General features: G+C 57.3%; 16 protein-coding genes and 1 tRNA gene. 12 read left to right on the top strand and 5 right to left on the bottom strand.

What is annotated here, in order from left to right:
* Positions 1 to 55: 55 nt before the first annotated feature.
* Positions 56 to 2,953, top strand: coding sequence for an EAL domain-containing protein (locus tag FYJ78_RS05620; RefSeq protein WP_235899884.1), 2,898 nt, complete (start codon positions 56 to 58; stop codon positions 2,951 to 2,953).
* Positions 2,954 to 3,013: 60 nt separating this feature from the next.
* The gene (locus tag FYJ78_RS05625) at positions 3,014 to 3,730 is read left to right on the top strand and encodes a M48 family metallopeptidase (RefSeq protein ID WP_195847881.1); all 717 of its coding nucleotides are present in this window, start codon (positions 3,014 to 3,016) and stop codon (positions 3,728 to 3,730) included.
* Positions 3,731 to 3,840: 110 nt separating this feature from the next.
* Here FYJ78_RS05625 and FYJ78_RS05630 read toward each other — a convergent pair whose 3' ends face one another.
* From FYJ78_RS05630 to FYJ78_RS05645, 4 genes are all read right to left on the bottom strand, one after another.
* On the bottom strand, positions 3,841 to 5,148 hold the full coding sequence (locus FYJ78_RS05630) for a dicarboxylate/amino acid:cation symporter (RefSeq protein ID WP_154620431.1): 1,308 nt from the start codon (positions 5,146 to 5,148) through the stop codon (positions 3,841 to 3,843).
* A gap of 199 nt (positions 5,149 to 5,347) precedes the next feature.
* A complete protein-coding gene (citX, locus tag FYJ78_RS05635; protein ID WP_154620432.1) occupies positions 5,348 to 5,857 on the bottom strand; it encodes a citrate lyase holo-[acyl-carrier protein] synthase in 510 nt (169 codons plus the stop codon).
* A gap of 19 nt (positions 5,858 to 5,876) precedes the next feature.
* Entirely contained in the window at positions 5,877 to 6,953 is a 1,077-nt protein-coding gene (citC, locus tag FYJ78_RS05640; protein WP_154620433.1) for a [citrate (pro-3S)-lyase] ligase, read from the bottom strand.
* 13 nt (positions 6,954 to 6,966) lie between these two features.
* A complete protein-coding gene (locus FYJ78_RS05645; protein ID WP_154620434.1) occupies positions 6,967 to 7,845 on the bottom strand; it encodes a LysR family transcriptional regulator in 879 nt (292 codons plus the stop codon).
* Positions 7,846 to 8,093: 248 nt separating this feature from the next.
* Between FYJ78_RS05645 and citD the strand changes: the two genes are divergently transcribed.
* From citD to FYJ78_RS05685, 8 genes are all read left to right on the top strand, one after another.
* Positions 8,094 to 8,396 carry a citrate lyase acyl carrier protein gene (gene citD, locus FYJ78_RS05650; protein WP_154620435.1) on the top strand — a complete coding sequence of 101 codons (303 nt, stop codon included), beginning with the start codon at positions 8,094 to 8,096 and terminating at the stop codon, positions 8,394 to 8,396.
* Positions 8,393 to 9,304 (top strand): aldolase/citrate lyase family protein, encoded by a 912-nt coding sequence (locus FYJ78_RS05655; protein ID WP_154620436.1) that lies wholly within the window; start codon positions 8,393 to 8,395, stop codon positions 9,302 to 9,304. Before citD ends, FYJ78_RS05655 begins: the two co-directional genes overlap by 4 nt.
* Before the next feature lie 14 nt (positions 9,305 to 9,318).
* A complete protein-coding gene (citF, locus tag FYJ78_RS05660) occupies positions 9,319 to 10,878 on the top strand; it encodes a citrate lyase subunit alpha (RefSeq protein WP_154620437.1) in 1,560 nt (519 codons plus the stop codon).
* A 63-nt stretch (positions 10,879 to 10,941) separates the two neighbouring features.
* The gene (citG, locus tag FYJ78_RS05665) at positions 10,942 to 11,868 is read left to right on the top strand and encodes a triphosphoribosyl-dephospho-CoA synthase CitG (RefSeq protein ID WP_154620438.1); all 927 of its coding nucleotides are present in this window, start codon (positions 10,942 to 10,944) and stop codon (positions 11,866 to 11,868) included.
* Between the two features lie 54 nt (positions 11,869 to 11,922).
* Positions 11,923 to 13,251 carry a CitMHS family transporter gene (locus tag FYJ78_RS05670; RefSeq protein ID WP_154620439.1) on the top strand — a complete coding sequence of 443 codons (1,329 nt, stop codon included), beginning with the start codon at positions 11,923 to 11,925 and terminating at the stop codon, positions 13,249 to 13,251.
* 249 nt (positions 13,252 to 13,500) lie between these two features.
* On the top strand, positions 13,501 to 14,925 hold the full coding sequence (gene wbaP, locus FYJ78_RS05675; protein ID WP_154620440.1) for an undecaprenyl-phosphate galactose phosphotransferase WbaP: 1,425 nt from the start codon (positions 13,501 to 13,503) through the stop codon (positions 14,923 to 14,925).
* 102 nt (positions 14,926 to 15,027) lie between these two features.
* On the top strand, positions 15,028 to 15,849 hold the full coding sequence (gene larE / locus FYJ78_RS05680; protein ID WP_154620441.1) for an ATP-dependent sacrificial sulfur transferase LarE: 822 nt from the start codon (positions 15,028 to 15,030) through the stop codon (positions 15,847 to 15,849).
* Entirely contained in the window at positions 15,846 to 16,355 is a 510-nt protein-coding gene (locus FYJ78_RS05685; protein ID WP_154620442.1) for an NUDIX hydrolase, read from the top strand. Before larE ends, FYJ78_RS05685 begins: the two co-directional genes overlap by 4 nt.
* Positions 16,356 to 16,670: 315 nt before the next feature.
* On the opposite strand, the gene FYJ78_RS05690 is transcribed toward FYJ78_RS05685, so the two are convergent.
* A tRNA-Ala gene (locus FYJ78_RS05690) sits at positions 16,671 to 16,746 on the bottom strand.
* Between the two features lie 340 nt (positions 16,747 to 17,086).
* On the opposite strand from FYJ78_RS05690, the gene FYJ78_RS05695 reads away from it, so the two are divergent.
* Complete coding sequence (locus FYJ78_RS05695) at positions 17,087 to 18,178, top strand: hydrogenase small subunit (protein ID WP_328597649.1); 1,092 nt, start codon at positions 17,087 to 17,089, stop codon at positions 18,176 to 18,178.
* Positions 18,179 to 20,092: a nickel-dependent hydrogenase large subunit gene (locus tag FYJ78_RS05700; protein WP_154620443.1), complete on the top strand. Its 1,914-nt coding sequence runs from the start codon at positions 18,179 to 18,181 to the stop codon at positions 20,090 to 20,092.
* The last annotated feature ends 27 nt before the right edge of the window (positions 20,093 to 20,119 follow it).

The following is a 20,119-nucleotide window of genomic DNA, read 5'->3' on the forward strand; positions in this document are numbered from 1 at the left end:
TGCAGCAGAGAGCCGGCTCTGACGGGAACGGGAGCGAGGGGAAGGAGGATGCGCGTTGGAATCGGAGTATTGTAACGCTGATCTGAGCCGGTTTCACGGCATGATCGAGAATCTGCCCTGTGGTTTTTTCATTGCACAGGCGCAGGAGCCATATCGGCTGCTTTATGCCAATGATGAAATGCTGCGGTTGTTTGACTGCCGCGATTTTGGGGAGTTTTGCCGCCATATTGAGCAGGATGTGCGCAATATTATTTCCGTGAACGACCGGACGCGTGTCGAGCGGGAGATCGATCATGAGATTCAGGCAAAGAACGATCGGTTCGAGCATGTCCGGAGTCATCTTTTTACGCGGGAAAGCCGCATTCGCTACGCGGATATTTCGGGGCATCTGGTCGGGACGGAGGAGTTCGGCCCCGTCTTTTACTGTACCCTGCAGGAAATCGATATCCCGCAGCCGGGGCAGATGGTAGATCGCGATATCCGCGACTATGTGGTCGGCCATCTGGATGAGGCCGTGGCAAATCGGTGGATTCAGGTTTATTATCAGCCCGTTATCCGCACGCTGACGGGAGAGCTTTGCGGCATGGAGGCGCTGGCCCGCTGGGTCGATCCGCATGTCGGCTTCCTCTCGCCGGCGGCTTTTATTCCTGTTTTGGAGCAGGTGCGCCTGATTTATCGTCTGGATTCGTTTGTCCTTGAGGAGGCCTGCCGCATGATGCGGCAGCGGTTTGATGAGGGCTTGTCCGTCACGCCGGTTTCAGTCAATTTGTCGCGCTGCGATTTTGATCTGATGGATGTCTGTCAGGTCATTGAGCAGATACGGCAGAGATACAGCCTGCCTCGTGATTTTTTGCATGTGGAGATTACGGAAAGCACACTTGGACAGGATTCGGCTGCGGTGCATCAGACGATTGACCGCCTGCGGGAAAAGGGGTATGAAGTATGGCTGGATGATTTCGGCAGCGGGTATTCCTCGCTGAATATCCTGAAGGATTACAACATCGATCTCATCAAGCTGGATATGGGTTTTTTGCGCAGCTTTACCGTGGAGTCGCGCAGCATTGTCACGGCAGTGATTGCCATGGCCAAGGAGCTTGGGATCAAGACCTTGGCGGAAGGTGTGGAGACCAAAGAACATGCCGATTTTCTTGCTTCGATCGGCTGCGGACGCCAGCAGGGGTATTTTTATGGCAAGCCGCAGCCGATCGGCGGAACCCTGACGCATATCGAGTCGGAGGGACGCGGCGTTGAGCCGCGCAAGTGGTGCCATTATTATGATGTCGCGAGCATGTTCATCCGTCAGACCGACAGAGCCTATGCTTTGTTTGACCGCAGTGAGGATGGTCATGTTCATTGCCTGTATGCCAATAAAACCTATGGGGAGCAGATTCATGAGCTGGGTTATCAGCTTCAGGATATTGAGAAAAATCTGAAGCGCCAGGAAAAAGAAGGGATTGTGCGTACCTTTTGGGCGTATGTCGATCGTTCACGCAAGAGCGGTCAGATGGAGACGTACTTTTACGTCGATGGCGGCGACTATGTTAATATAGCGCTGCAGGTAGTCTGTGAAATGAATCAGCACCTGTTGATTTATGTGGAAATACAGAATCTCTCGCAAAGCGATGCGGGACGCCGTCAGAGCAAACTCGATGAGAATCTGCGCTATCTTTATGCGATGTTTGAGGATGTTTATCTGATACATATCCGGCAGGACAGGATGGAGCGTCTTTACGCGCACACCAGCTTCAGTCTGCCGTCGCTTAAGGAAAAGACGCAGGGCTTTCGTCAGACCGTGCGGTATATCGCGCAGAACTACGTTTACGAAGACGATCGGGAGCGGTATCTTGCGTTCTTCGATGTTGATACGATTGTCGGGCGCATCCGGCAGAGCGCCTCGGCCCGCATCTCATGCCGCTTCCGCATACGCGACCGGCATGGCAATTACAACTGGCGGGAGTGCGCCGTGGTGCTGCTCTCCAATGGGCAGGATCCCGCTGTGATGATGGCAGCCAGAATGGTGGAGCAGCGGGCGGCTTTGCCGGAAACGCAGCATACGGCCGGAAGCGGGCTGCCGGAACTCCTCTGGCGGAATTTCTGCCGGAATACTCCGTTCTGCTATTTCTGGAAGGATCGCCAGCGCCGTTTTCTGGGGGCGACGAAGGCCTTTTTGAAGCACTATGGCTTCGAGTCGGAACAGGTTATCATCGGCAAGACGGATGAGGATTTGAACTGGCATGTGGATAACGACTTGTATCGTCTGGATGAGATTGATGTCCTGCGCACGGGACGGGTGGTCGAAAATGTGCCGGGGGAATGCGTCGTCAAGGGGGGTCTGCATCATATCACCTGTTATAAGTGGCCCCTGTATCAGGGTGGGCAGATCATCGGCCTGCTCGGCGTATTCTTTGATGCCGATGATATGTACCGGGGGTTCGGCCAAGACCGCCCGTCGCCCTATGAGGATCCTGTGACGAGACTGCGGAACCGGCAGGGATTCCTCGGTGCGCTGCTCAGCTATCATGAAGCGTATACTGTGCAGCATCAGCCGTTCAGCCTGATTCTCCTTGAGAGCCGCTCGGACGACTTGCTGAAGGAGTCTTACGAACCCATGCTCCTGCGGGCGCTGGTTTGTGAAGAAGCCCGCTGTCTGCGGGAGATTGCCGGCAAAGATTCCGTCATAGCGCGGATCAAGGAGTTTGATTTTGCGATTCTGCGCCGCGAAAACCAGCCGCAGGAGTCGGAGCGCATGGCCCGCCGCATTCAGGAGAAGCTGCAGGGCATCCATCAGGTCGGCGGCACACCGGTCACCATCACCTTCCGTTACAGCGTCGTTCATGCGGACGATCCGGATATACGCAAGGCGGTGCGGCGCAATGCCACGCATCTCTATCGTCTGGCCATGCGGCGCCTTCACAGCGGCGGCCCGGGGACAAAAGAAACAAACGGAAAATGATCCAGACGGATGCAACTGAGCCGGGATGCCATATTGTTACAGGAGAAAAGAGGCGGATTTGTGGAAAAGCATACTGCGCATACGGCGTATACTCTGCTGGCCGGCGTGCCGGTGGAGCTGACGCGCAAAAACATCCGGCGGATCCATCTGCGCGTCCGCGGCGAAGACGGTCAGGTGACGCTTTCTGCGCCGCCGGGCGTACCGCGCTCTGTGCTGGAGCGTTTTGTCGGCGACAACGCGGATTGGATCGGGCAAAAGCGGCGCGAGCTGCAGGCTCTGCCGAAGCGGCAGCCGCACCGCTATCGGACGGGGGAGACGATCTGGCTCTGGGGGGAGCGGCGGATTCTGGTGGAAAGCGCGGAGCGCATGGAAGGATTTCGCCTGCAGGACGGCCGGGCGTTCCTCTGGCTGCCGCCGGGCGCGGCGGAGGCGCGGCGCGTCCATCTCGCGCATGAGGCGTATCGCCGGGAACTTGCCCGCGCAATCGGGGAGGTCCTGCCGGGACTGAGCGCGCAGACCGGACTCGCTGCGGAAGAGTGGCGGATCAAAAACATGAAAACGCGCTGGGGAACCTGCAACATCCGGGCGCGGCGCATCTGGCTCAACCTGCAGCTTGCCGCGAAACCGCGCCGCTGTCTGGAGTACGTGCTGCTCCACGAGCTGCTGCATCTCGTCGAACGGTATCATAACCGCCGCTTTTATGCGCTGCTGGATCGCTATATGCCGTCATGGCGGGAGACGCGCGCCCTGCTGAACCGGAGTCAGGGGAATCTTTGAACCGATAGATAAAGGAACGCGCGAAAAAGGGATCTGTGCAAGAGCTGTTCTTGCCAGATCCCTTTCCTTGTTTTTATCTGATGCTTATGGGGCCGGATTTATCCCGTGTCTCAGGATGCGGAGACGGCAGGCTCTTTGTCGAGCTGGTCTTTGAGGTCGTGATCGGTCATGGCGCAGACCGAAGCATCCGACCAGACGTTTTCTGCCGTTTCGATCATATCGATGATGGTATAGATCGGCAGAATGACGCCCATGAGACCGATCGGCGCGCCGATTGAGCTCATAAGGGAGAGCGTCAGGAAATAGCAGCCCATCGGTACGCCGGCATTGCCGATCGCGGCGAGGACGGCGATGAAGAGCCAGGCGATCATCGTTCCGAGGGTCAGTTCAAAGCCCGCATTCTGCATGACGAACAGCGAAGTGACCAGAATAAACGCCGCGCAGCCGTTCATGTTGATCGTGGTGCAGATCGGCAGGACGAAGCGGGAGACCTTCGGATTGACTTTCAGGTTGACTTCCGCCGAAGCCAGCGTGACCGGAAGCGTGCCGGCGGAGCTTTTGGTGAACAGCGCAACGGCGATGGCCGGCGACATTTTCTTAAAGACGGCCAGCGGGTTCAGACCACGGGCCAGCAGGAAAAGCGGCAGGACGATGAAGAACTGGATGGTGTTGCCGCCGAGAACGACCGCGACATATTTGCCCAGCGCGCCGACGATGACGCCGGCCTGCACCTGAGCGGCCAGCTGTCCGGAAAAAGCGAGGATGCCGACCGGCAGCGCCCAGAGGATGGCCTTGATCAGGGTGAACAGAAGCTCCTGAATCCCGTAGAGTCCCTTGAGCAGTACGGCGCGGTTTTCCGTCTTGGGCATAAAGGCCAGCGCCAGACCGACGGAAGCGGCGATAATCATGACGGACAGGACATTCCCGGCCAGAAACGGCTGCAGGATGTTATTCGGGATCACCGTCAGGAAGTGGTCGTAATAGGAAAGACTGCCCACCTTGTCCGTCGGGACAGCGGCGGCGCCGGCACCGACGACTTCCGCCGGCAGATTGCCCGGCGCGATCCAGAGATACAGGACGAGCCCGACGGCGGCCGCGGAGATGGTCGTGAGCAGCGTATAGGTCACGGCATGCGCAAAGATGCGTTTTGTCTCGCGTTTGCCGCCCAGAGAGGCAAGCGTCGTGATGACCGCCAGCGCGATGGTCGGCACAGCGATGAACTGGAAGAGCCGCGTAAAGACGGTCGCGATGAAATTAAAGAGATCATTGAGAGGTTTGATGCCGAGCCAGCCGAGGATGGCGCCGAGGACCAGTGCGCCGAGCCAGAGCACGAGCTGTTTCCGGCTGGCGCCCGGGTTGTGTTTGCGCAGGGCGGCGTCCTTTGCCCGGCGGACGCTGTCGTTGTTTTGTTCTGCCATAGGAAAACCTTCTTTCTAAAAATGAATCATTCCATAAAATAAAGCATACATGTTTAATATGCTATACATTATAACGGTATGGAAAACCGATGTCAAGAGAATTTTTGGGATGGACGGCTGGCGGCTCCCATATCGGAGGCAAAGACAGCAAAAGGGCGGATGCTCCCGTCCGCGGGGGCATCCGCCCTTTTGCTGCGCGTTAATCATAGTATCGGCGGAGCATGGATTCGATCTGCGCCGTCAGCGCTTCGACGGTGTGGCGGCGGCTGCGGGCGCAGTCCTGCGCCTGACGGCCGCAGAGCAGGCAGCGGCGCGGCTGCGGGCGGGAAAGCTTCTGCCCGTCCGCGGTGAGGACGTCCAGATCGAAGAGCCGTCCGAGCGGATGGGTTTCTTCCACCCGGAGCATGATCTGCTTGACTTTGGCGGCTTCCCCGTCGAGAGCGAGCAGGGCTTCGTCGCCGGTCGTTTCGTGGCGCTCCCGGAGCTCGCGGACCGCGATGCCCTGCTCGGAGAGAATCTTTTGGATCCGCTGCAGCGTGTCGCGGAAAAGGCGCCGGAGCAGCGGCGTCGTTTTGACGGGGCCGGGGATATTCAGGCAAAAGGAAAGCAGGGGAAGATTCCATGCCTGACGCAGGGCAAGCTGCTGCCGGGCGCGTTCTTCGCGGGCGGCGAGCATGTCGGTCAGGTTTACCGGATGGCCTTGCAACATAGCAAATCCCTCCTTGTTCTCAGTGATGGCGGACGTCCTGCTGTGCGGCGATCCGCTGCAGGACCGGCGCCGCCTCAGGGCTGCGGAGCCAGCGCAATGTGGACTCGGGCACCAGCCCTGAAAGTTCGTCGGAAGGGCCGCGATCTTTTAGAATCTGGCGGACGGCCGAAGCGCTGACCGGCGTTTGGCCGCGGCACAGACGCGGCAGGATGGTACACTGTACGCCGGCCTTGGGCAGCTCCTTCCGCATGACCTGATTGTACAGGTTCGTGACGGCGCTGAACGGCTCCTCTCCGGCGTAGCGCCGGCTGATTCCGAGAGCGGCGGCGATATGCCGGAAGATCGTGATGTCCAGCAGGGCGTGGCCGCGGCTGACCGCTTCGTCATCTTTTTGGAAATAGCTGGGGAAGGTGGCCTGACTGATGATATACGGGCCGCTGTCATGCAAAATGACATGCGGCAGATGAGAGATTCCTTCCTGAACAAGCCGGCGGCGCACCGCAAAGGGGAACAGGCTGACATCTTCGCTGACGAGAAAGAGATGCAGAACGGATTCCCTGGCGGCGGCCTGTTCGATGAGATACTTATGGCCGCAGGTGAATGGATTGGCATTCATGACGATGGCGGCAGACGGACGGGACGGGACCGGCGGGCCGGCCCACTGCCGCATGGCCTGGTCGGTTTCATCCTGCAGGCGGCGGAGACAGCGGGAAAATCCGTCCGGCTGATTTTCCATGAACACGAGCGTATCGCCGGCCCGGGCGATCTCATAGAAGCCGAGATCGCAGAAATAGCGGGCGGCATCCGGCTTGGTATAGAGAAAGAGTCCGGTGTTCCCGCGCTCCTGCTGCAGATCGATCAGATGCGTGAGCAGGGGAGGGAGAAGCCCTTCGCCCTGATGCTCCGGATCGATGGCAAAGCAGCGCAGGGTATTGCCATAGCAGCCGCCGACGGCGATAAGCGCCTCGCTGTCCTCGTAGATTCCGCAGAGATAATCGAGGTGCGGATCCCGTCGGATGCCAGCTTTTTTCATCAGCTGATCGGCGGCCGAAAGAGCTGTCCGGTCAGACAAAAAGATACGGCGAAGATTCGCCATGGGACATTCCTCCTTAAACGTCTGCCGTTTCCCGGCGGGCATGGCTGCGGATCAGGTCGATGAATACACGGACCTGCGGCAGTTCGAGGGCCTGCGGGGCAAACATGATGTAGGTGGACCGGATCAGCGGTTCGTTGTTTGAAAAATAGAGCGGCCGGATCGATCCGTGGAACTCATCCAGACAAATGCGGGGAACGATGCCCCAGCCCAGCCCCCGCTCAACCATTTTGATGCAGGTGGCCGTGCTGTCCACTTCGATGCGGTTCTGGGAAGAGGAGATGCGGTTCTCGTGCATCCACTGCGTGATTTCACGCTCCATATCGATATCGGCCTGCCGGTGGATCTGCGGAAGACCGGCAAGCGGTTTATCCGCGTCCCGCTGGCTGGTGATGGCACAGATTGGCTCCCGGTCAAGCAGGATGCGCTGGCCGCGCCATTCGGCATGTTCGCCGCGCAGGATGCCGACGTCGATCTGATTGGCCAGCAGCATGGAGTAGACGGTCTGGCTTTGCGTGGTGATGATCCGGGTGCTGACATGCGGATAGCGCTGGTTGTATTCCGCGAGCTGGTCGGGCAGGCGGTACATGGCATAGTTGATGGAGACGCCGGCGCGAAGCGTTCCGGCGATCGTTCCGCTTGCGGCGGCGAGATCCTGCCGGATGGCATTGAGTTCCCGCAGTATGGCCTGTGTGTGCTGCAGGACGATCTCACCGGCCGGCGTGAACTGGATGCCCTGCCGCGAACGCAGCAGAAGCGTGCTGCCCAACTCGCGTTCCAGCAGGCGGATTCGTTTGGAGACCGAGGACTGCGTGATGTAAAGTTCATCCGCAGCATGGGTGATATTGTGTGTGCGGTCCAGAACCTGCAGCAACTGAAAATCCTGTTCGTCCAAGAAAGTCACTTCCTTTCCATTCCTGTTTGTCTTTATTTTTTATTATATCCATTCTTTTTGGCTGTGGCAAATCGGAAATCACGATAGAATATGCGCAGTTTTTCACAAGATCATTCCCATCAGGAATTGTATGACAGGAAAAATAGAACTTTTACAAATCGTCAGAATTAATATTAAATAAAAGAGAAAAGAAATCCGATCCATCGGGCGCCGCGAGGGCGGCAGGAGGAAGAAAAGGAGTGACAGAGATGGAGATACGGAAAACGGCTCTGGCCGGGACGCTGGAATCCAGCGACGCACAGGTCACGGTTTCTCCGGGGGACAGCGGCATTGAGCTGACGCTTGAAAGCAGCGTCATGAATCAGTACGGCCGTCAGATCCGGGCGACGGTGCTGGATGTGCTGGCCCGGCTGGGGGTGAGGGACTGCCGGATCAAGGTCGTTGATAAAGGCGCGCTGGACTGTACGCTGAAAGCACGGGTTGAATGTGCGGTGTTCCGCAGCAACGGAATTTCCGCCGGGAAGGTTCCCTGGGGAGGTGACATACGATGATTCCACGTCCGAAGCCGGAACGGTTCCGCCTGCGCCGCACGATGCTGTTCATGAACGCGCAGAAGCCGGGCCTCATCAAGGATGCGTATATTTACGGTGTGGACAGCATCATGCTGGATCTGGAGGATGCCGTGGCGGAAAATCAGAAGGATGCGGCCCGGTTTTCCCTGTACCATGCTCTGACCGCGATTGATTACGGACAGACGGAGGTGATCGTCCGCATTAACGGACTCGATACGCCGCACTGGCAGGAAGATATCCGCTGCGCCGTGGCGGGCGGCGTAGACGGCGTCCGCATTCCGACCTGCGAGAGCGCGCAGGATGTCCGTCTCGTCGAAGAGCATGTGCTGGCTGCAGAGCGGGAATTTGGTGTCGGGGAAGGACGCACCCTCATTATGGCGGCGCTGGAAAGCCCGAAAGGCGTACTGAATGCGCCGGAAATCGCCGCTGCGTCCGACCGTCTTTTCGGCATCGCTCTGTCGGCGGGGGATTTCCACCGCAGCATGCACACGCATTATGTCCCCGGCGGGATCGAGCTCAACACCGCGCGGAGCTTGATCGTCATGGCGGCGCGTGCGGCCGGCGTTCAGTGCTTTGATACGGTATTTACCAATCTCGATGATGAAGAGGGGTTTGAAGCGGAAGTCCGCATGATTCACGATATGGGCTTTGACGGCAAGAGCCTGATCAATCCGCGTCAGATCGCCTATGTGCATCAGACGCTGGCGCCGACGCCGAAGGAAATCGAAACGGCCGAGCTTTATGTCCGCACCTATCGGGAGCAGTCGCAGCGCGGAGTCGGCGTCTATACCGTCAATGGCAAGATGGTTGATATCGCGTTTATCAAAGACGCGGACCGCGTTCTTGCCCTGGCAAAGGCATGCGGCGTCTATCACGGCGATTTATAAGGGGGATGAGACCATTGATCAATGCAGTAGGCAGGGAGATACCGGATGAACTTCTGACGGACGGGCGGGAAGTCTATCAGGGGAAATATCATATGGACGGAAAGTCGTTCCGGAAAGCCGGACCGATGGCTGTCCGCCGTGAAAAACCGCAGGAAAGCAAAGTGCTTGGCTCCATTCGCGAGGCCTGCGAGCGGTGCGGCGCGCATGACGGCATGACGGTTTCCTTTCATCATGCGTTCCGCAACGGCGATTACGTCACGAGTATGGTCATGAAGGTACTCGTCGAGGAGATGGGCCTCAAAGATCTGACGGTCGCGACAACCTCGCTGGGATCGGCTCAGGATCGTCTGGCCGACTACATCGAGCAGGGCAAAATCATCGGGATTCAGTCCTCTGGCGTGCGCGGACGCATCGGCGAGGTCATTTCTGCCGGCAAGCTCCGGACGCCGGCGGTCATCCGCAGCCACGGCGGACGTCCCCGGGCGATTGAAACGGGAGAACTTCACATTGATATTTCCTTTATCGCCGCTTCGACTTCTGACGATTACGGCAATGCAAAAGGGACCGGCGGCAAACATGACTGCGGCGCGATGGGATATGCCGTCGCGGACTCGCACTATGCGGATCACGTCGTCGTCATTACGGACACGCTGGTGCCGTTCCCCAATATGCCCGCGCCGATCCGGTCCATCGATGTCGATGCCGTCGTCGTGGTTTCTGCGGTCGGCGATCCGGCGAAAATCGGCACGAAGGAAGCGCGCATCACCAAGGATCCGCGCAATCTCATGATGGCGGAGAACTGCGCCCGGGTCATCGCCTCGACGCCTTACTTTAAGGAAGGATTTTCCTTCCAGACCGGAGTGGGCGGCCCGTCGCTGGCGGTCAACCGCTTTCTGGAACAATATATGGTCGACAAAGGGATCCGGATGGGCTTTGCGCTCGGCGGCATGGGCGGAAACATCTGCGACCTCATGGATAAAGGTCTGGTCGGCAAGCTGCTCGATACGCAGGATTTCGATATGAAGGCCATCCGGCATCTGCAGGATCATCCGGACCGGCATCTGGAAATTTCGACGAGCGAATATGCCAATGCGGCGAACAAGGGAGCCTATGTCAACAAATTGGATTTTGTCGTGCTCGCCGCGCTGGAAATCGATACGGATTTCAATGTCAATGTCCTGACCGGCTCCGACGGTGTGCTGCGCGGCGCGCCGGGCGGTCATCCGGATACCGCGGAGGGGAGCAAGTGCTGCATCATCGTCACGCCGCTGGTGCGCGGCCGGATGGCGACCGTCTGCAAACGGGTTGTCACGGTCACGACGCCGGGAGACTGCGTCGATGTTCTGGTGACGGATTATGGCATTGCCGTAAACCCGAAGCGTCCCGATCTCATCGAATGCCTTGACCGGGCTTCGATACCGCATGTCACCATTCAGGAGCTTCAGGAAAAAGCATATCGTCTGGTCGGCACGCCGGATGATTTGGAATGGGAAGACCGGGTCGTAGCGGTCCTTGAGGCACGGGATGGAACGATTCTCGATGTGATCCGCAAGATCAAGCCGCTGAAGCTTTGACTCCGGCATCCTGCAAGCCCGATCGGTGCAGGATGTGCAGACTGGACAGAAAGGAAGAGAAAAATGACTCGCCGTTTCTTTTCCCGGATTGGCGCGGCGGCTGTCGAAGCCGTGCTGTACGAGGTATCGGCCACCCCGAAGCCGGGCCTCGTAGACCGGGCCAATTCCGGGGCGCATAACGATATGGATTTCTTTACCTTTCTGTCGTCTGCGGCAGCCCTTCGCCATTGCTTTGACGAATGTGCGGCGGAAGGGATTCGCCATACCGAAGAGCCGATACAGGCGCTGCTGCCCTACCTGCAGGCGGTCGGCGCGGCCGCCGAGCGGAACATGTTCGCGATGACGCGGGGCGTGAACACGCATAAAGGCATGATTTTCAGTCTGGGCCTCCTGTCCGGCGCGGCGGGATGGGCGGCCGGACGGCAGCTCCCGCTCGGCTCAGAGCTGCTTTGCGGGTTGGCCGCCCGCATGTGCGAAGGACTCTGCGCGGCGGCCTTTAGCGGGCTGTCCCTGAAGCCTGAGTCCGAACTTACCCGGGGGGAGCTCATGTACCTGCGTTTTGGCGCGGCCGGCGTGCGCGGTGAAGCGCAGAGCGGATTTCAATCGGTGCGGAAGTGGTCCCTGCCGGTCTATCGCCGGGAGCGTCTGGCCGGATGCAGCATCAACGATGCGCTGGTGGATGCGCTGCTGGCCTTGATGGCCGGGACGGCGGACACCAATATTCTGGGCCGCCACGACCGGGACGCACTTCACTATGTGCAGGAGTCTGCGGCGGAAGCCATCCGGCTGGGCGGCATGCAGACGGAGACCGGCCGGGCCGCCGTCCGAGAAATGGATCAGATCTTTATCCGCAAATGGATCAGCCCGGGCGGATCGGCAGACCTCACTGCGGTGACGCATTTCCTGTATGAACTGGAGGCCGCGGAAGGACGAGCGCAGGAAAGAGAATGTCCGGCGGAGACAGGCTGCCCTGCTGTCATGCAGAAATAAAAAAATAAGGAAGAAAGAACGGAACTGTCCGTGATTAGAAGGGGGAGTTTTTTGATGTTATTAGCAATAACAGGCTTTATTATGATCTTTTTGATCATCTATCTCCTATTGCAGACCAAAGCAAATCCAACGGCGATTTTCGTGATTGTGCCGATTGTCTGTGCGGTAGTCTGTGGATTTGACTTCGCGCAGATTTCGGCATTCATGAAAAAAGGCGTAACCACGACCATGCCGGTTGCGGTCCTGTTCATTTTTTCTATCGTATATTTCTCGATCATGTCCGAAGTGGGGCTGTTTGATCCGCTGGTCAATTTTCTGGTCCGGCGGGCAGGCTCGAACGTCGTGCTGGTCACCGTGGCCACCGGCTGCATTGCGACGATCGCGCATCTGGACGGCGCTCTTGCCGCGACGCTTCTCGTCACAATTCCCGCGATGCTGCCCCTTTACAAAAAGCTTCATATCCGCCCCGTTGTTCTGTGCGTCATCATCGGCGCGGCGATGAGTATCATGAACCTGCTGCCGTGGGGCGGCCCGGTCGCCCGCGTCGGCGTGGTCCTGAACGCGGATGTGAACGCGCTCTGGCATACGCTGATTCCGCTGCAGATCGCCGGTGTATTTATGGTTCTTGGTTTCTCGGCCTTCATGGGCGTTCTGGAAAAACGCCGCGGCGCTGGTCTGCATCCGACGGGCAAGGCGGCCATGCTTGACGAGGATGCCTCTTCGGCCCGGCAGGAGACGGATGAGGAAGCCGAGTCGCTGAAACGCCATGGCTGGTACTGGTGGTTTAACCTGCTTCTGACCGCGGCGGTCATCGGCATGCTCTGCTTTACCCATATCCAGCTGTACGCCGCCTTCATGATCGGCCTGTCTCTCGCGCTGGTCGTGAACTTTCCGGATCCCAAAATGCAGGCGAAGCGAATCAAAGCGCATGCCGGTGCGGCGCTCGGCGTGCCGATGATCCTGCTGGCCTCCGGCGTATTCCTCGGCGTGCTGACCGGGACAAAGATGATGGACGCCATGGCGCATACGCTTGTCGCGATCATCCCCGGATTCCTCGGACCCTACTTCCATATCATCATGGGAATCTTCGCCGTTCCGATCGGCATGATGCTGGGCACCAGCCCCTACTTCTTCGGGCTTTTGCCGCTGGCGATCGGCGTAGGACAGCAGTACGGCATCTCGCCGGAAAACATGTCGCATGCGATGCTGGTCGGCAAGAACTTCGCCGTTCTGGTCACGCCGCATGCCGCGACGACCTTCCTCTGCTGCGGTCTGGCCGGCGTATCCATCAAGCAGCTGATCAAGTTCTGTACGCCATGGCTGTGGGCGCTGTCCATCATCTCGCTCATTCTGGCACTGATTCTCGGCATTGTCACCATCTGAAACTCCTTTGGGGCTTAGTACTCTTCATTGTTGGTTTCCCATATAAAATCCCTACATAAAATCCCGTTATGGCGCGGGCCGGAGTAGAAAATCTATTCCGGCCCGCGCCATTTGTCTGCCTTTATCTGGTATTCTTTATTTGTTTGTATTAAATACACATCTTTTAAAATCTGTAATTTGCATTTTTAATATGATATAATAAATACACTGGATATTTTAACGCAAAAAGATAACGGCAGGAGACGTTTTATGATATATCATGATAAAAATGGGCATGACAGTGGTCGTAAACTGAATTATTTTATGGTTCCGGTTGTTCTGGTTGCAGCGGATCTTTTGGTCGTTTACGGTACGATGATCGGCTCGGTGTTTTTGGCCGAAAAGGTACTGGGAGAACCGCTCTGCCTTCCTGCAACATGGTCGGTGCTGCTTCCTGTTTTGTACATGTCGAATCTGCTGTTTGCCGATCTTTATCGCACGCGGCGTGTTCTGACGGATTATGCGCGTAAAATATTCCGGGCTTCAGCGGCGGCGGTGCTTACGATTATCGTGTTTGATTTTTTGATGCACCTCGGTTATATGCCGCTTTCCCGTGTGTTTTTGCTGTTTTTCTGGTTTTTCAGCTTTTGGGGACTTTACGTGGAACGCTGTCTGCTGAAGTGTTTTTTTGACCGGCTGGGCGTTTGGCGGCGTCAGGTTATTGTGGTTGGCGCGGGAAGAACGGCAGAGCGTTTTGTAAAAGCATTTGGTTCGAATTTTGATATTATCGGGTTTATTGAGGATGATGCTTCGAAACCGTTGCTGCAGGCTTATCCGCGACTCGGTGGTTTTGCGGATGTTGAGCAGGTTTTGCGTAGACATCCTGTTTATGATGTGGTGCTGGCCATACCGGGATTGTCCAAGGGCGAAATTGTCAATTTGTTTTATCGCGTTCAGCCTTTTGTCAAGCAGGTGTCGCTGATTCCCGATTTGTTTGGCATACCCGTAGGGAATCTCAAGGTATTGCGCAGTTTTGACGATCAGCTTTTGGTGCTGCAGACGCGAAATAACCTGAATCGCTTGTCTAACCGGCTGTTGAAGCGATTGTTTGATCTGATTGTGGGCAGTATGATTGCCGTGGTCATTATGCCGATTCTTTTCGCCGTGTATGTCATGATTAAACTTGACTCCGATGGGCCTGCGTTTTACAATGCTGAGCGCATTGGCAAAGATGGCAAGTTGTTCCGCTGTTACAAATTTCGGTCCATGTACGTTGATGCGGACCGCATTTTGCTGGATTTTTTGGATCAGCATCCGGCGGCAAAAGAGGAATGGCGGGCGTTTCAGAAACTGCGGGGCGAGGATCCGCGCGTTACAAAAGTCGGGAGGTTTATCCGCAAATACAGCATGGATGAATTGCCGCAGATCTTTAATGTGCTGCAGGGCAATATGAGTCTGGTGGGGCCTCGTCCGTATTTGCCGCGGGAAAAAGAAACGATGGGGGAGTATCTGCCGGTTATCGCGATGACGATGCCGGGGATGACCGGGCTGTGGCAGGTCAGCGGGCGAAGCAATGTGACATTCAGCGGGAGGTTAAAGCTTGATTCCTGGTATGTCCGGAACTGGAATCTGTGGCAGGATATCGTCATTCTGTTCAAGACGGTCAAGGTGGTTCTCGGACGTGATGCTTATTAATTTTCTTCCTTGCAGAATTTCCCGACACGATCCTTGCCGGGTATGTTACAATAGAATATAGTATTGTTAAACATAGCAGAAAAGTAAGGATTGGTGAATAACATGACCGGAATCATGCAGGAGAAGCTGGGACGTCTCAAGGCTTGTCTGGAGGAAATCGGCAGTGCCGCGGTGGCTTTTTCCGGCGGGGTGGATTCCACCTTTTTGCTGAAGGTGGCTCATGATGTGCTCGGGGAGCGCGTCATGGCCTTTACCGCCGGATCGTCGTTTGTGCCGGAGCGCGATATCGCGGAGGCGCGGGCGTTCTGTGAGCGGGAGGGCATCCGTCATATCGTGAAGCGTTTTGATGTTTTGTCCATCGATGGGATTCGGCAAAATCCGCAGGACCGGTGCTACCGCTGCAAATACGCGTTGTTTCATCAGTTTCGGAGCATGGCGGAGGAGCATCATCTGGCCGCGGTCGTTGACGGCACCAATCTCGACGATGACGGCGATTACCGCCCGGGCAGGAAAGCCTTGAAGGAGCTGGGCATCCGCAGTCCGCTGCACGAGGCCGGACTCGGCAAGCAGGAGATTCGCGGGCTGTCCCGGGAACTGGGACTTCCGACATGGGATAAGCCTTCCTTTGCGTGTCTGGCCTCCCGTTTTGTCTATGGGGAAGAACTGACTGGGGAGAAGCTGCGGCAGGTGAATGATGCGGAAGAAGTCCTGCTGCGACGGGGATTCCGTCAGTTCCGGGTTCGCCGTCATGGCGATCTGGCCCGTATCGAACTGCTGCCGGAGGACATTTCCCGGTTCCTGTCCGAAGACCTTCGGGCGGAAGTGACGGAGCGATTCCGCCGGATTGGGTTTTCTTATGTGACGCTGGACCTTTTGGGTTATCGCAGCGGCAGCATGAATGAAACCATGGAAGAAAAAGCATGAAAGCGGGGATCGGTTTGGCGAAGAGCAATCAGACCACGCTTTGTTATATCGAGCGAGACGGTCAGTATCTGATGATGCACCGGATACGAAAAAAACAGGATATTAATCAGGATAAATGGGTCGGCATCGGCGGGCATTTTGAAAAGGATGAGAGTCCGGAAGAATGTCTGCTGCGTGAAGTCCGCGAGGAAACGGGGCTTATTCTGACGGACTACCGGCTGCGGGGCGTGATTACCTTCATCTCGGACCGCTGGCAGACGGAGTATATGTTTCTCTACACGGCCACGGCTTATGAGGGGACGGTCGGGGACTGCGACGAAGGCGTGCTGGAGTGGATTGACAAGCGCAAAGTCGCAGATCTGCCGATATGGGCTGGCGACCGGATCTTTTTTCATCTGCTGGAAGTACGGCAGACATTCTTTTCCCTGAAACTTCGCTATGAAGGGGAAACCTTGGCCGAGGCCGCCCTCGACGGGCATCCGCTCCCCGTCGCTCTTGCCCGGTAACTTCCCCGCGGAAGTCCATGCCTTCCCCTCTGGGGGAAGAATCCTTTCAGCTATGGCGCGGGCGGGACAGCCCGTGCCTTTCCCCTATGGTGGGCGTATCTCCGTCTTTTTTTCTTTTTGTTCCATGGCGGATCCATGCCTTCCCCCCTAGGGGGAGGTGGGTGAGCGCAGCGAGCCCGGATGAGGGGAGGTTTGCCCCTGCATCATCGCGGCGGAGCAGGATGCAGACAAAAAAGGCGCCGCATGAAATCCTCAAAGATTCATGCGACGCCTTTTCTTTATGTCCGGCGGCATTTCTGCCCGCTTCTATTCATATGGTGGAGACGAAGGGGATTGAACCCTCGACCCCCAGATTGCGAACCTGGTGCTCTCCCAGCTGAGCTACGTCCCCGTTGATGCTGCCTCTTTTGTATGAAGCACAACAACAAGATATAGTATAGACCCTTTGACGATATTTTTCAAGGGGAAATTTTTGATTTTTTTGCGGGAAATCCGTCCGGTTTGGCAGGAAAACGAGAAAGAACCGGCGAAAAATGGAAAGTGAAGGCTCTCGGCAGGGCATTATTTAAATTTATCGATGAAGGTCAAGATAATAGATATGGATTTTTGCCATTATTCAGCGTATAATAAGAGAAGTTACAAATAAATTACCATAGGCCTGCCGGTAATGAGCCATCGGTATGAGGCGTCCTGTCGTAGTATCCGCAAGGGTAAAATGAGGAGGTAAAAAAGTGGACAAACGGGAGAGTATGTGGGATCTGTATCTCAAAAAAGGCATGAGCCGCCGCAGCTTTGTCAAAGGCTGTGTGGCGCTGACGTCCCTGATGGGGCTCGGCATGGACCAGGTGTCCAGGGTTGTGGAGGCTGCAGAGAAAAAGCCTCTGCCGGTAGTGGTTTGGATTCACGGCCATGAATGCACGGGCTGTGACGAGTCGTTTATCCGTTCCGGAGCGCCGCTGGCGTCGGATCTGGTGCTGAGCCAGATCGCGCTGGAGTACGATCATCTGCTCAGCGCGGCCAGCGGCGAGCCGTTCGAGGCGCATCTGGAGGAGACGATTCAGAAGTACAAGGGTCAGTACATCCTCTGCGTAGAGGGCGCTGCTTGCACGAAGGACAACGGCGTGTACTGCATGTCCGGCGGCCATACGTTTACGCATACGCTGCGCCATGCGGCGGAAAACGCGGCGGCTGTCATCGCTTACGGTACCTGCGCGGTTTCCGGCGGAATTCAGGCGGCGAAGCCGAATCCGACCGGTTCCTCGGGCATTGCTCATTTCGCCGGCAAGACGCCGGTTGTCCATGTGCCGGGCTGCCCGCCGATTCCGGAAGTCATGACGGGCGTGGTTATGCATGTGGCGCTGTTCGGCACGGTTCCGCCGCTTGACGGCGAAGGCCGTCCGAAGCAGTTCTACGGCAACCGGATTCACGATACCTGCTATCGCCGTCCGTTCTTTGACGCGGGCATGTTTGCCGAAAGCTATGACGATGCGGGCTCCAAGGCGGGCTGGTGCCTTTACAAGCTGGGCTGCCGCGGGCCGGAGACGTACAACTCCTGCGGCAATCTGCGCTGGTTCCAGGGGATGAGCTATCCGATTCAGTCCGGCGCTCCGTGCATTGGGTGCTCCAATGCGCATTTCTGGGATGAAGGCGCGATGAGCGAGCGTCTGCCGAAGTTCGCTCCGCCGATCGGCGATGTCGATAAGATCGGCGCCGGTCTGGCTGCTGTCACGGCGGTCGGTGTGGCTGCTCATGCGGCCGCCAGTGTCGTTCAGAAGAAAAAACGTATCGCTGATGAGAAGAAGAATGAGGGAGCAGGTGAATAAATGAAACACGTAGTAGTAGATCCGATAACCCGCATTGAGGGACATCTCCGTGTGGAAGTTCAGGTGGACGAAGGTTCGGGAAAGGTGACGGACGCGCTTTCTTCCGGTACGGCATGGCGCGGTCTGGAACTGGTCATGAAGGACCGCGATCCGCGTGACGCGTGGGCGTATATCCAGCGTATCTGCGGCGTCTGCACGACGGCGCATGCGCTGGGGTCCGTTCGTGCGGTGGAAGACGCGCTGGGGATTACGATTCCGAAAAACGCCAACTACATCCGCAATATCATGGCGGCAACGCTGACGGTACAGGATCATCTGGTTCATTTCTATCATCTGCATGCGCTGGACTGGGTAAGCCCGGTCGAGGCTTTGGCTGCGGATCCGATCGCGACGGCCAATCTGCAGAATACGGCGCTTAACGCATACAAGCTGCCGTTCCGCGCGCCGGGCGCTTCGGTGACCGAGGCGTTTGAGCACGACTTCCCCGCTGCGACGCCGCAGTATTTCGAGCAGATCAAGAATAAGGTCAAGGCTATCGTCGAGAGCGGCCAGCTGGGCATTTTCTCGGCGAACTGGTGGGATCATCCGGACTACAAGCTGCTGCCGCCGGAGGTTCATCTCATGGCGATCGCGCATTATCTGGAAATGCTGGACAAGCAGCGCGAGCTGGTGACGCCGCATGTCATTTTCGGCGGCAAAAACCCGCATCCGCATTATGTGGTTGGCGGCATGCCCTGCGCGATTTCCATGGACGACGGCAACGCGCCGATCAATACGGCCCGTCTCGATATCGTCGACCGTGCCATCAACATGGGCCGTTCGCTCGTCAATAACTATTATCTGCCGGATCTCCTCGCTGTCGGCGCAGCCTATGTCAAGGCGGGCCGCGTAGATGGCGGCGGCATGGCGAAGGAGCGCGTGCTCGGCTATGGCGCGTATCCGATCGAGCCGGCTGCCGGGACGACAAACGGCGCGTTCTTTAAGAATCTGCTTGTTCGCTGCAACGGCGTAGTCGAAGATTTCGGCAAGGGTCTCGGCGCGGCCAAGGTCTATGAGATCGATGCCGAGGACGTGCAGGATCCGAAGGTATTCACCGAGGGCGTGGAACATTCCTGGTACGAGTATCCGGAAAAGGGCGAACAGGATCGCAATCCGTGGGACGGCATCACGGCTCCGAAATATACGGGTCCGAAGGAAGGCTCGGCGACGGAGTGGAAGGCACTCAACGAAAACGGCAAATACTCCTGGCTCAAGACGCCGAAATGGCGCGGCAAGCTCTGCGAAGTCGGTCCGCTGGCCCGCTACATCATCATCTATACGAAGGCCAAGAAGGGTATGCTCGGCGATCTGACCTGGGCGGAGCAGATGATGATGGATCAGATCGGCGCCGTATCCAAGGTGCTGAATCTGGCGCCGGAGGTCTGGCTGCCGACGATGGTCGGCCGCACGGCTGCCCGTGCGCTGGACTGCCAGCTGGCTGCCGAGATCAACAAGTTCTTCTTCGACAAGCTCGTCGCCAACATCAAGTCCGGCGATACGAAAGTGGCCAGCAGCGAAAAATGGGACCCGTCCACCTGGCCGAAAGAGTGCAAGGGCGTCGGCCTTTACGAGGCTCCGCGCGGCGCGCTTTCGCATTATATCACGATCAAGGACGGCAAGACGGACAATTATCAGTGCATTGTCCCGACGACCTGGAACGCCTGCCCGCGTGACGACAAGGCCGGACACGGCGCTTATGAGATGGCCATGATGGACACGGCTGTAAAGATTCCGGACAAGCCGCTGGAAATTGTCAAGGTCATTCGTTCCTTCGACCCGTGCATGGCCTGCGCTACGCACATGTTCAATGCCAAGGGCGAGAAGATCAATGTGATCACTACGGATCCGTATTCCGGCACGCATGTTGAGAAGTAAGCCAGTGTATTGGATGGAAAGGAAGGG

Source organism: Wylensekiella montiformis (assembly GCF_009697385.1).
In the GTDB taxonomy this organism is placed as follows: Bacteria; Bacillota; Negativicutes; order Selenomonadales; family Selenomonadaceae; genus Selenomonas_A; species Selenomonas_A montiformis.

What these genes read in the sequence shown, in the direction of transcription:
- FYJ78_RS05630 (WP_154620431.1), bottom strand. Translation starts at nt 5,148, where the DNA reads ATGGCAGAACAAAACAACGACAGCGTCCGCCGGGCAAAGGACGCCGCC.
- citX (WP_154620432.1), bottom strand. Translation starts at nt 5,857, where the DNA reads ATGTTGCAAGGCCATCCGGTAAACCTGACCGACATGCTCGCCGCCCGC.
- citC (WP_154620433.1), bottom strand. Translation starts at nt 6,953, where the DNA reads ATGGCGAATCTTCGCCGTATCTTTTTGTCTGACCGGACAGCTCTTTCG.
- citD (WP_154620435.1), top strand. Translation starts at nt 8,094, where the DNA reads ATGGAGATACGGAAAACGGCTCTGGCCGGGACGCTGGAATCCAGCGAC.
- FYJ78_RS05655 (WP_154620436.1), top strand. Translation starts at nt 8,393, where the DNA reads ATGATTCCACGTCCGAAGCCGGAACGGTTCCGCCTGCGCCGCACGATG.
- citG (WP_154620438.1), top strand. Translation starts at nt 10,942, where the DNA reads ATGACTCGCCGTTTCTTTTCCCGGATTGGCGCGGCGGCTGTCGAAGCC.
- FYJ78_RS05670 (WP_154620439.1), top strand. Translation starts at nt 11,923, where the DNA reads ATGTTATTAGCAATAACAGGCTTTATTATGATCTTTTTGATCATCTAT.
- wbaP (WP_154620440.1), top strand. Translation starts at nt 13,501, where the DNA reads ATGATATATCATGATAAAAATGGGCATGACAGTGGTCGTAAACTGAAT.
- larE (WP_154620441.1), top strand. Translation starts at nt 15,028, where the DNA reads ATGACCGGAATCATGCAGGAGAAGCTGGGACGTCTCAAGGCTTGTCTG.
- FYJ78_RS05685 (WP_154620442.1), top strand. Translation starts at nt 15,846, where the DNA reads ATGAAAGCGGGGATCGGTTTGGCGAAGAGCAATCAGACCACGCTTTGT.
- FYJ78_RS05700 (WP_154620443.1), top strand. Translation starts at nt 18,179, where the DNA reads ATGAAACACGTAGTAGTAGATCCGATAACCCGCATTGAGGGACATCTC.